Origin of the sequence: Nostoc sp. CCY 9925, from assembly GCF_963920935.1 — a bacterium.
Classification (GTDB): Bacteria; Cyanobacteriota; Cyanobacteriia; order Cyanobacteriales; family Nostocaceae; genus Nostoc.
Genome location: NZ_CAWUDO010000015.1, coordinates 1 through 12,156 on the forward strand (window position 1 = coordinate 1; position 12,156 = coordinate 12,156).

Annotated in this window: 11 protein-coding genes; 5 read left to right on the forward strand and 6 right to left on the reverse strand. The window is 42.4% G+C overall.

Translation table 11 applies throughout. The features are described from left to right. The first annotated feature begins 70 nt into the window (after positions 1-70). The 3 genes from ACM0OY_RS10580 to ACM0OY_RS10590 are packed head-to-tail and all read left to right on the forward strand — an operon-like array spanning position 71 to position 2,979. The gene (locus ACM0OY_RS10580; RefSeq protein ID WP_414568810.1) at positions 71-982 is read left to right on the forward strand and encodes a carbohydrate ABC transporter permease; all 912 of its coding nucleotides are present in this window, start codon (positions 71-73) and stop codon (positions 980-982) included. Between the two features lie 3 nt (positions 983-985). Further along, a complete protein-coding gene (locus ACM0OY_RS10585; protein ID WP_414568811.1) occupies positions 986-1,870 on the forward strand; it encodes a carbohydrate ABC transporter permease in 885 nt (294 codons plus the stop codon). Between the two features lie 8 nt (positions 1,871-1,878). Continuing rightward, positions 1,879-2,979 (forward strand): ABC transporter ATP-binding protein, encoded by a 1,101-nt coding sequence (locus ACM0OY_RS10590; protein ID WP_414568812.1) that lies wholly within the window; start codon positions 1,879-1,881, stop codon positions 2,977-2,979. A gap of 67 nt (positions 2,980-3,046) precedes the next feature. On the opposite strand, the gene ACM0OY_RS10595 is transcribed toward ACM0OY_RS10590, so the two are convergent. Beyond that, positions 3,047-3,691, reverse strand: a complete 645-nt coding sequence (locus ACM0OY_RS10595; RefSeq protein ID WP_414568813.1) for a sterol desaturase family protein — start codon at positions 3,689-3,691, stop codon at positions 3,047-3,049. Between the two features lie 477 nt (positions 3,692-4,168). Between ACM0OY_RS10595 and ACM0OY_RS10600 the strand changes: the two genes are divergently transcribed. Next, a complete protein-coding gene (locus ACM0OY_RS10600) occupies positions 4,169-5,140 on the forward strand; it encodes a YegS/Rv2252/BmrU family lipid kinase (RefSeq protein ID WP_414568814.1) in 972 nt (323 codons plus the stop codon). Between the two features lie 100 nt (positions 5,141-5,240). Continuing rightward, positions 5,241-6,791 (forward strand): metallophosphoesterase, encoded by a 1,551-nt coding sequence (locus tag ACM0OY_RS10605; RefSeq protein WP_414568815.1) that lies wholly within the window; start codon positions 5,241-5,243, stop codon positions 6,789-6,791. Between the two features lie 163 nt (positions 6,792-6,954). Here the strand turns inward: ACM0OY_RS10605 and ACM0OY_RS10610 are convergent, their stop codons facing one another. The 5 genes from ACM0OY_RS10610 to ACM0OY_RS10630 all read right to left on the reverse strand — a co-directional run bounded on the left by ACM0OY_RS10610 (position 6,955) and on the right by ACM0OY_RS10630 (position 12,065). Next, positions 6,955-8,139 carry an NAD(P)H-quinone oxidoreductase subunit H gene (locus ACM0OY_RS10610; RefSeq protein ID WP_414568816.1) on the reverse strand — a complete coding sequence of 395 codons (1,185 nt, stop codon included), beginning with the start codon at positions 8,137-8,139 and terminating at the stop codon, positions 6,955-6,957. 258 nt (positions 8,140-8,397) lie between these two features. Continuing rightward, positions 8,398-9,294 (reverse strand): helix-turn-helix transcriptional regulator, encoded by an 897-nt coding sequence (locus tag ACM0OY_RS10615; protein WP_414568817.1) that lies wholly within the window; start codon positions 9,292-9,294, stop codon positions 8,398-8,400. Between the two features lie 355 nt (positions 9,295-9,649). Further along, positions 9,650-10,057, reverse strand: coding sequence for a hypothetical protein (locus ACM0OY_RS10620; RefSeq protein WP_414568818.1), 408 nt, complete (start codon positions 10,055-10,057; stop codon positions 9,650-9,652). A gap of 498 nt (positions 10,058-10,555) precedes the next feature. After that, positions 10,556-10,981: a CAAD domain-containing protein gene (locus tag ACM0OY_RS10625; RefSeq protein WP_414568819.1), complete on the reverse strand. Its 426-nt coding sequence runs from the start codon at positions 10,979-10,981 to the stop codon at positions 10,556-10,558. Positions 10,982-11,603: 622 nt separating this feature from the next. Further along, positions 11,604-12,065 carry a BON domain-containing protein gene (locus ACM0OY_RS10630; RefSeq protein ID WP_414568820.1) on the reverse strand — a complete coding sequence of 154 codons (462 nt, stop codon included), beginning with the start codon at positions 12,063-12,065 and terminating at the stop codon, positions 11,604-11,606. Positions 12,066-12,156: the final 91 nt, after the last annotated feature.

A 12,156-nucleotide genomic window follows, 5' to 3' on the forward strand; every position in this document is an offset into this window, starting at 1 on the left:
ATGACTAATGACTAATGACTAATGACTAATGACCAATGACTAATGACTAATGACTAATGACTAATGACTAATGACTAATCTACATACACTTCGAGGTCGGGAACAACGGACAGCTTGGATCTTACTAACACCAGCATTGCTGCTGCTGTTGTTGGTATTTGGTTACCCGATTTTACGAGCATTCTGGTTAAGTGTATTTACTAGGAATCTGGGAACGGAGCTACAACCGGTATTTTCTGGTTTGGAGAATTACGTGCGGATGGCGGGGGATGGTCGTTTCTGGCAGAGTTTGTGGATCACAACTGTGTTCACAACAGCATCCGTTGTCTTGGAACTACTGCTAGGACTTTTAATTGCTCTAGTTCTCAATCAGGCGTTTTTGGGGCGAGGCTTAGTGCGTACAATCGCGATTCTACCTTGGGCTTTGCCTACCGCTCTGATTGGTTTGGCGTGGGCTTGGATTTTTAACGACCAATTTGGAGTTGTCAACGATATTCTGCGGCGGGTCGGTCTGATTCAAACTGGGATTAACTGGTTAGGAGATCCAACGCTGGCGATGATAGCATTGATTTTTGCTGATATTTGGAAAACTACGCCGTTTATCAGTATCCTGTTGCTAGCTGGGTTGCAGTCGATATCAAAAGACCTCTACGAAGCTTATTCGGTGGATGGAGCAACTGCTTGGCAAAGTTTCCGCAATATTACCCTACCACTGCTACTACCGCAAATCTTAATTGCAGTGCTATTTCGGTTTGCTCAAGCTTTCGGAATTTTTGACTTAATTGCTGTGATGACTGGGGGTGGCCCTGGTGGTGCTACTGAAGTGGTGTCATTGTACATCTACTCCACGGTGATGCGCTACTTAGATTTTGGTTATGGAGCAGCCTTGGTAGTGGTGACATTTTTAATATTGGTTACTGGGGTGGCGATCGCTAGTTTCTTGCTCAACAAATCTCGTGCCAAAACATCAGGAGCCATTTAACCCATGAGTGTAGTACCCCAACCAGTTCCAACAACTCCAAAACCAACAGGGCGGACTAAGTTTTCTCCTAAAAAAATCTTGCTGCCGATAGCAATTGTATTAGTAGTGCTGTTTAGCCTAGCGCCAGCCCTATGGCAATTGCTGACTTCGTTTAAAGTGAATGAAGATATTGCCGCCGTTCCTACTGTTTATTTCCCCACGCGATTCACTTTTAATCACTACATTGAGTTATTTACTCGTCGTCCATTTTGGCGCTACATTTTCAACAGTGCCTTTGTATCCATTACTTCCACAACTGTAGCTTTAGCGATCGGCGCTCCTGCTGCCTATGCCCTGGCACGCTTACGCCCTTGGGGTGAACGAGTTATTCTTGCCAGTGTTTTAATTGTGACTTTATTTCCTGGAATTCTGTTATTTTTGGGACTGTTAGAAGTTATTCAAGCGCTCAAACTGGGCAACAACTATCTGGCGCTGATTATACCCTACACTGCAATCAATTTACCGCTAACAATTCTAGTACTGAGAAGCTTTTTCCAGCAATTACCAAAAGACTTAGAAGATTCCGCCAGAGTCGATGGCTACAACACTTTTCAACTACTGTGGCAAATCGTGTTGCCTATGACCCTTCCCGCCTTAGTAACTACTGGAATTCTCACCTTTATTTTTGCCTGGAACGAGTTTATCTTCGCTCTGACGTTTATGACTCGTGAAGAGTTGAAGACGATTCCTGTTGCTGCTGCCCAGTTGGGTGGTGCGACAGTATTTGAAATTCCCTACGGTGCGATCGCCGCTGCGACTGTGGTGGGAACTGTGCCCTTGGTTTTACTAGTTTTGTTTTTCCAGCGCCGGATTGTCCAAGGTCTGACTGCTGGGGCTGTAAAAGGATAAAAAGAAAAATGGCTAAACTCGAAATCAAAAATTTAAATAAAACTTATAATCCTAAAGTCGTTCCTGTCAAAGACGTTAGCTTAACTGTAGATAACCATGAGTTTCTGACTTTACTTGGGCCTTCCGGCTGTGGCAAATCCACCGTTCTACGCATGATTGCTGGTCTTGAGGAACCTACTCGCGGTCAAATCAAGATTGGGGATGTAGATGTTACCTATAAGCGAGCAAGCGATCGCAATATTGCAATGGTATTTCAAAGCTATGCACTCTATCCCCACATGACAGTGTACGAAAATCTCGCTTCTGGACTGAAGCTGAGAAAAGTACCATCAGCAGAAATTCAACGGCGAGTGGCAGAAGTGGCAGAAGTTTTAGGATTACAAGAGTTGATGAACCGTAAGCCTGGTCAGATGTCTGGAGGTCAACGGCAGCGTGTTGCCGTCGGTCGTGCTTTGGTGCGTAATGCCAATGTGTACCTGCTAGACGAACCTTTAAGTAACCTAGATGCACTGCTGCGCGAACGAGTCCGAGCCGATCTCAAGCAAATTTTTGCAGCCCAAAAAGTGCCAGTTGTCTACGTCACCCACGACCAAACAGAAGCAATGACACTCTCCACGAAAGTAGCTTTGCTCAACGATGGCTATGTGCAGCAACTTGACCCACCCGACCGCATCTATAACCATCCAGCTAACTTATTTGTAGCTGGATTTGTTGGTAGTCCCCAAATGAATTTGCTAACTCTACCCTGTCAGGGAAAATACGCAATTTTGGGTAGCTTCCAAGTGCCTCTGCCAGATATACCAACTGTACCGCCACAGATTGTGCTGGGTATCCGCCCAGAAAATGTCCGCATTGCCCAACCAGGTGATACCCAAAAGATTCGAGGGCAAGTGTATTTAGTGGAAAACTTGGGGATGCACTATTTGGTTAGTGTCAGGGTTGAGGGTTCACAAACTGGAGCGATTACAGTACGTGCTTTGTTACCAATAGGCCAAAACTGGAGTGGCGAGGATATTACACTGGCATTGCCCCCTGAGGATATTCATTGGTTTGATGTTCAATCTGGTCATGCTCTTGTCAAAAGGCAAATGTTAGGCGTTAAGGGCTAGCAGATAGCCCAACTGTTGTTGAAGACGACATTGATAGCGATCGGACAACAAAATAATAAATACTCTATTAGGGGACTGTATCCCTTTCCACCTTCCCCGTTCCCCTTTCCCCTTCTTGATCGGTTTTATTTACATAATTAGGGTCTTCAGTACCAAGCAGTTTGTCCCAGAACGTAAAATACAAACCGTAGTGTACTTTATACTTGCGGTGATGTATTGAGTGATGTTTAGAACCAATGAGCCACTTTCCAATCCAGTCGCTCCTAGATGAGGTGGGTAATACCTCAAATCCGAGATGGGTAAACACTGCCCATACTGTCATAGTTATAAGTGCGGCCACTAAAGTGACAAAATGTAGCGGAACTATGTAGCTAACACCTACAAAAAAAAGTGCTTGCACGATCGCCTCTGGCAAATCAAATGCAGAAGAACTCCAAGGCGTTGGTTCTCCCGAACGGTGATGTCCATCATGCATCCATTTAAAAATTAGAGGGTGATGAAACATCCTATGGACAAAGTAAAAGTATGTATCCTGAAGAATTAGCACCAAAACAAAGCTAGCTACCAAATACCACAGCCCATATTCGTATAAATTAGTGTATAATAACGTTTTTCCTAAAATATACTCTGAAATGATAAACGCTCCAGAAATACCAAAAATGACTGCGGAGATGACCGATAATTGAATATCATTTATAATCGAAGAATTCATCAACGGTTTCAAACGCAAACTCTTGTTGGCGAGAGACTTTCCCAGAACTGAATAAAAGAGCAAATATGCTCCTCCAGCTATCAGAAAATATCTGGCAAGAGTAATAACGAAGAAGAAAAACCAATAATACAAAAATGAGTGGTGCGTCAATTAGACCTATCCGTAAGATTAATTTAGTGAAGTAAAAATACTAATTATATCTACAATAGCTAACTTTTACTTAATTTATTAATCGACAAAATTCACTGTTCATTTTACAATGCTGAATACTCTAAGAATTGTATATTTAAATTTCTTAATAGAATTTAAAGTCTCGTTTGTTACATAGACACTGAAACTTTTGCTGTTTGCAAAAAAAATGTTATTGATCGACTTCAAACTAGGGCAACCAAGCCAGTAGAAGGAAGTCAAAATTTTACGAGAATGGTAAAAATAATTTGATATCTTAGTGATCTAAGCATTAGTTGTCATTCCCCTATGAATCGTTCCGCCTGCCTCATCTTCAATCCAGTAGCCGGTCAAGGCGATCCAGAATTAGAGCTGGCAGAAATTCGAGCAATATTAGAGCCAGAAATTGATTTAGATATTTATTTAACAACTGAGGAAATTGGTGCCGACGCCCTAGCGTATGCAGCAGTAGAGCGAGGGGTAGATGCGATCATTGCTTCGGGAGGAGATGGTACTCTCTCCGCAGCGGCGGCGGCAGTAGTAAGTACTGATATCCCATTTGGTATAATTTCTAGAGGTACAGCAAACGCTTTTGCCACAGCTTTAGGAATTCCTGACACGATCGCAGGTGCATGTCAGACAATATTGCAGGGAGGAACGCACAATGTAGACGTAGCTTATTGTAACGATCTGCCAATGGTACTGTTAGTAGGTGTTGGGTTTGAGGCTGAAACCGTAGAACTAGCAGATCGGGAAGCCAAAAATCGTTTTGGGATGATGGCCTACGTTTTAGCAGGAATTCAGCAACTGAGAAACTTAAAGAACTTTGATGTTGAAATTGAAACTGAAGACAGAATAATTAAAACTAGCGCTTGTGCAGTGACAGTCGCCAATGCCGCGCCCCCGACTTCAGTATTAGCACAAGGGCCAGCCGGTCTAGTTTATGACGACGGGCTACTAGACTTAACAATTGTAGCTCCAACTAGTAAAGCCGGAGCGATCGCCGCGACATTCCATCTCTTCCAAACAGCTTCTACAGGCAACGCAGCAGAACGCAATGACATTGGTTACCTGCGAGCCAAACAATTTAAAATCACCACAGAGCCACCACAAAAAGTTGTTCTGGATGGCGAAATCATCGGTACAACACCAATAGAAGTTAAGTGTGTGCCAGCAGGCTTAAAAGTTTTTGTGCCACTAATAGAAGAAGTTGAGCCTACAGAAAAACTAGAGGGACTCCCTAACTTGATTATTGAGATGAAAAATCCAGCAACGGAGTGAGCACTGAGTTAGAAGTTATTCTCTCTCCCCCTGCTTCCCCTGCCTCCCCTGCTCTTCCTGCCCCCTCCCACCCAATTGAAGATTCAGGAGTTAGGTTGCATTGAAACTAGTATCCGATCCAGCTATTACTAAAAAAATTCGCAAAATGAGTCAGCGGGTACGATGGCAAGACCCGTTGATTGTGGAACGCAACATCGACCAAACTCGATTAGTGCTCGATGATGGTCATGCAGACGATTCGGAGTTTTCGTTTTTAGTTGTAGGTGATAGTGGTTCTGGAAACCATCAGGGGCAAAATCCCCAGCGACAGGTAGCCGAACTCATGCTGCCCCACCATCCTGAATGTAGTTTTATGCTACATACAGGGGATGTGATTTATTTAGTGGGGTCAAGTGAGTACTACCAGCAGAACTTCATCCACCCGTACCGAGAGTTTATCTTGGGTGGAGAGCATCCCAGAAAAATTACTTATGACCAGATGGTTTTTAAGCTACCGATTTTACCTATACCGGGAAATCATGATTATTATGACTTGCCGATTTTCTTAGGCTTAGCATCCCTGACAACATTACCGATTCGTAAACTGTTGCGATCGCGTTTAGATTTAGATGTAGGTTTGCATGGTTCAGGAACAGGTGACGCTTACGCACGGGCGTTTTTAGACTATCTCAAAGCGTTTGAGCTTCCAGGAGCATTAGACGCTCATTTAAATCGTTACTACACCGCCAAAACAGACACAGGTAATTGTCTTTGCTATCAACCAGGGCATTTTACGCGCCTTCCCAATCGCTACTACACTTTTCGTTATGGCGGTATTGATTTCTTCGCCTTGGATTCTAATACATTTAACGATCCACCACCACTGCCGAAGACGAGGCAAGGTCAAGCAGATCGCAAAGTCTTGGAAAAACGTCGTCAGGATTTAGAGCAAGAAAAGCTGCAAATTATGGAAACCTCAACCAAGCTCAATCCTGAAAACCTTAGTGATGCCGATGATTTAGAGGACTTCCAAGCCAAACTGTCGCAAATTGAAGAAATTATTGTTGATATTGATAAGCAACTAGCCACAGACCGACCAACGCAGACTGACATTGAACAACTCGATTGGCTCAAGCACAGACTAATTGAATCTTGGAATACTAAGGAAGTTCGGGGACGGGTGATTTATTTCCACCATCCTCCTTATGTGACTGAGGCAACGAAGTGGCAACAAGCACAAACTTTGACAATTCGCAACCACCTACGTAATGTTCTGGATAAAGTAGCTCAACAAATAGGTTCTCTAAATCAAGGGCGTCCTTTGGTCGATTTGGTATTGAATGGACACGCCCACTGTCTAGAATATCTGCAAACAATGGATACAGGACACGCTGATTCTCATATCCCCTGGATTGTTTGTGGCGGTAGCGGGTTTAGTCTGCGACGCCAGCGGATTGAGGGAGCGAATTTGATGGAGGAGAATAGGTTAGTCGCGCGATCGCATTTGTTCATCGGTCGCAATGGCTACGGTGCTAACAAGCGACGCCCTTATTCAAGTTTACGCATTGATGTCAAAGGTGAAGGTCATCCCAAGTTTATTGTTCGTCCCTTGATTGCCGAATGGTATCAACGACAATGGCATAATCGTGAACTTGACCCGTTGGTAATTTAGGGAATGGGGAATGGGGACTGGGGAATGTGGGGAGTAGAGAATTCCTAACTCAGCCCCAATGCCCCATAATATCATGTTCGGGTGAAGACTTATTATTAGGACTGACGCGGGGACGCGGAGAAATTTTAATCATAAGTGATTATCCGAACTTAATATAACCTATTCACCGATCGACCGATCCCATGACAACATCAATACTTCCCAGGATGACGAAAATATCGGCTACTTTTTGACCCCGGATTAATTGAGGTAAAACTTGTAAATTATTGAAGTCGGCTGGGCGAATTTTCCAACGCCAGGGGAAAATGCGATCGTCTCCAATAATATAGATTCCTAATTCTCCTCTTCCTGACTCTACGCGGGCATAGTTTTCACCCTCAGGAATCTTAAATGTGGGCGAAACTTTTTTGGCAATGAACTGGTAATCAAACCCGTTCCACTCAGATTTACCGCCTGCTACCATGCGTTGAGCTTCTAAATTTTCGTATGCACCACCAGGTAATCCCTTAAGTGCTTGCTGAATAATTTTGACTGACTCACGCATCTCTCCATTTCTGACAACGTACCTGGCAAAACAATCTCCTGCTGTATCCCACTGTACTTCCCAGTCAAAATCGTCGTAGCATTCGTAGTGGTCAACTTTTCGTAAATCCCACTTTATCCCAGAAGCCCGTAACATGGGGCCAGAAATTCCCCAATTAATCGCTTCTTCCCGACTTAAAACTCCCACACCCTCAACTCGGCGGCGAAAAATTGGGTTATTAGTAATCAGTTTTTCATACTCATCAATCTTTGGTACAAAGTAATTACAAAAGTCTTCGCATTTATCCACCCAGCCGTAAGGTAGGTCAGCAGCAACTCCACCAATGCGAAAATAATTATTGTTGACCATGCGGTAGCCTGTGGCAGCTTCAAACAAATCGAGAATCATTTCGCGATCGCGCAAAGTGTAAAATATCGGAGTTTGTGCGCCAGTATCTCCCACAAAAGGCCCCAACCATAGCAAATGGTTGACAATTCGCGCTAACTCCAGCATGATTACTCGAATATAGCTGGCACGTTTGGGTATCGTGACATTTGCCAGTTTTTCGACAGCATTCACCGTTACAGCTTCATTAAACATCCCGCCATAGTAGTCCCATCGACTCACATAGGGCACGTACATAATATTGGTACGGTTTTCGGCAATTTTTTCCATACCTCGGTGTAGATAGCCGATGACAGGTTCACAATCGACTACATCTTCACCATCTAAAGTGACAAGAATCCGAAAGCACCCATGCATGGAGGGGTGATGTGGGCCAAAGTTAATCACCATTGGCTCGGTTTTCGTTTCAATTCTGACCATAAATTAAAAGTTTCCTTAATCTCTAATATTTTTGAATAATATGATGTCCGGCAAATCACCCTTAATATTTGATTGCGAGTGAAACGACGCAATCACAAGGTTTTTGGGATTGCTTTCCTACCCTGCGGGAACGCTAAGAGCCAACGGTCGCAATGACGCTGATTTGAACGGACATGATATCAGATGCCATTTTTGAAAATTTTAGAGACTTTAGGGGCTGGAGTCTTGCAAATTCCTCCGATTTTTTGCAGATTTTTCCTATCTTTGTTGAATAGCTTTCGGAGTTACACCCATTAAACGCTTACAGTGAAAATTTAGATGGCTTTGGCTGGCAAAACCAACCAAGTGAGCAATTTCACTTATTGCCATTTCTCTTTTGAGCAATAACTCGTAGGCACGTTTCACCCGACAGTGAATTACATATTTATGAAGAGTCATTCCTGTAGACTGTTTGAAAAGCTGGGAAAAATAATGGGGACTCATTGGTATCAAAGTCGCTAATTCTGCTAAACCTAAATTTTGGTCAAGATGTTCGTGAATGTAGTCTATAACTTGCTCTAATTGACGTTGCGATAAACCATTTTTATATGCTTTTAATATCGGTTTGCGCGTAGCATAGTGTTGCATAAGATGTACTGATAAAGCATTTGCCATCGTCTCTGCATAAAGACGACTTCCTGAGGGATTGCTTTCCAAAATGCCTTTGAGTGCTAGCCCCATTTGATAAACCAGAGGATCGGCTGTGGCGAAGTGGGGTATAAGTTCAATTTGTTCAGTATCTGCTGTTTCGTCAACTGCACGAGCAAAAATTTCTGGTTGAATCGCTAGTAAAATAAAGTCGCCTTCAGCATCCCAAGCCGCCTGATGCCCGACATTAACGGGAGTAATCAGCATATCGCCTCCAAGTACAGCGTCACGATGTCTGCGTCCATCCATTTTCCGTTCAGCATGAATCACCCGCGCTCCATGAGTGAAAACGATCAGAGAGTGCCACTGGGGAGTGGAAACTTCAGGAAATGTAGAAGCAGGTTGACACATGTATGCAAGTGAAATTCCATGCCAACCTGCTTGAAGACTCGTGAGAATTGGTAAACGTGGAAATAGTGGTAAGATATCGTCTTCTTTGGTAATAACCAAGGGCTTTTGTTCTGACATGGGTCGCCACAAATTCTTCCAAACCCAATGTATCAAAAGCCAAGAAATCCGTACAATAAGCTACTTAATATTTATAAAAGCAGAGACGCGATCATCGCGTCTCTACAAACTTCCTCATTAGCCTTTTTACGTGTAATTGCACCCAGGAACAAGCCAAACAATTTTGAATTTCAGATTTATTCCACAAATAAATTCGCTTTGTTTCAAACATTTTGGATTTTGAAATCTTCCATCAAAAATCCGTTTTAAAAAGATTTGATGCCTTCGGCAAGCTGCCCTCCGGGCCTCTACGCCGGAAGCCGACGCTCAAACTTTTCGCAAAATTGAAAATCTAAAATTCAATGATGGTTTTTAATTAAACGATTCCTGAGCCTTTACCACGCTTGTCACCCTTTTCTGTCAACTTACCTTCTTCATCCTGGTTAATGTCCTCAAGTTCTTCAACACGTTCAGCGGTATCTGCTGCTGCTTCTTGGCGTGCATCACCGGGTTCTTCGTAGTACATTTCTGGTTCAACTGCATAGTTATTCAACAAACCTTCTTTGTCTACGGTGTAACCGTCAGTGGTGCGTATACTTCCCGAGTCTGTTTGGTCATCGGTAGCCGAACTTGCTTCTCTTTCTTCTGTGGGAACTGTTTTGAATTTATCTCCCTCTCTTTCTTTGCGAGCAGCTGTTTCAGCAGGGATAATTCCGCGATCGTATGTATCTACTTCGGCGCGATCGGATGAATCTATACCTTTTTTAACTGATTCATTAGTCATAAATTATGTCCTCGTTAAAGAATGTATTGAATAACTTCGAGAACTAGATTAGGCTATTTTATGTTGAGAATCTACTATCTTGAGAAGTGATTTAAGTTTGAAACTATGTACTTTCCTCTATCTTGAGATGTATCCGAAAGACTCATATTAAAATTGATTCAATAATTTGAATTTAGATCTTTAGAGACAAACAATGATTTTGGCTAACACCATTTATTTCTCAGTTTGCTTCGGTAGTAGAGTAGTAGGTTAGATTACCCTACCAGAAGCTTATACCATTTCCCTTTAAAATCGATACAAATAGGCAGCAGGGGGCAGGGAGCAGGAGGAAAGAATTTAAAGACTCATCATTTGTATCAGAATTTTCGTGAATTGGTATTACTTTGGGCTTCTAGGTTCCTCAACCGAAGCCACAATTTACAATCCCACCCCTTTCAAGGAGTGGGATTGCAAGAGATTGGGAATATGAGGATGCGACTAACTTAATGCATGAGAAAGTTATCCGCCGATAATTTCATTTTTCAGGAGTTGAATTTCCTGGGCTAATTCTTGCCGATTTGAAGCCTTAATTAGATAACGGAAAACAAACCAGGTAGCATAAGCAATTCCAATTAATTCAAAAATTGGTGACAGTAGTGGAATATCATGGATTGCATCTAGAACTGCGAGTGCTATCTTGGCTGTAACAATGGCAGCAAAGATTAAACTCAGAGTTATTAGAGCCTGCTTGTAATCCTTAAAAAAGCTACTTAAGTATTCTGGTAGTTGCCCGAAAAATTCAAAAACTTGTCTATTAATTCGTTGCCATTCGGGTTCTGATGCTGGTGGTAGCTTTGGCAAATTTGTTGTATTTGTCCCTTCAAGTGCTAGGGTAGCTTGTAATGAAGAGGGGTTGATGGATTGTTGCTGCTCTTGGGTTTCCATAGTTTTAGTTTTCAGCAATTACAGGAGTTTTTATAACTGACTGAGCGTAAATAAATATAATTATTAAAGTTGGTAATTGTCAATTATTTGTCGTCAGTAACTTAAGTATACCACCCTTACTGTGTTTGTGAATTGCCTTTTTCAGTTAGATAATTAGGCTTTCAATTAAGTTGTCTCTTGACTAAAAGTGCAAAAAATGTTCTAACTTAACTCGTATTGCTATATATAGGACTAGTATTTAATTTTTGAAATTACTCGTAGAGGCAGGGAACAGGCAATAGTGAAGAAGGTTATTATAAGTGTACGCATTTTTTTCAGAAATCAAACCGGATTCCTATACAGCGATCCACTTTGATTTTTGAAGTTATTTCTTTGCGAAGAGAGTGGGTACAGACGCGATTAATCGCGTCTGTGTTAGGGAATAGAGAATCAGGTTTTTAAAATGGAGAGCGAGTATTTTTATGCAGTTAAATAAATTCCTGTAGCTGAGAAGTCAAATTGAGTAGGAGCATTTACAGCAGAGTTTACACCAGACGCAGTTTAGTTTGTCGAACTCACCAGTTTTAAGTCTGCTGTAACTCTATTTATCGCTGCCTACTCACTTGAATAGTTGTTAGCTGTTTTAGCTTTTTGGCTGAGCAACAGTAGCTTTCACAACTACAGTTTTCACACCTTTGATTTCCTTGGATAACCGTTCGATCTTAGCAATTTGATCTTGATTGGGTACGGTTCCTCCTACAGTGACAGTGCCATCGTCTGCTGCACTAACCGTTAGTTGGCCACCAGGTATATTAGCCTCCAATTTGGAGCGAACTTCACTTGCTAGGTCACCTGTGGCTCTATTTGCATCGCCACCAGTGGCATTATTGCGTTGTTCGCGGGCGCGAATATCTTCATTTAATTGTCTTCTGCGGAGTTCACTTTGTGCATCTTGTTGAGAAGCTTCTGTGGTTCTAGCGCTCGGTGCTTCTGGAGCTTCGTTGGGATTAGCAGGTGCAGATTCACTTGTTTTAGAAGCGTTATCACAAGCAGCAACACCAAAAACTAAAAGGCAACTAATTACTAGGGAAGTTAGCTTTTGCATATGTTTAATGTTGGATCAGATGAAATTTGTTGAAATTAACGGCATAGGTGAGGAGCAAGATATTAAGAATCAGAATTCAAGAGTAGAGATT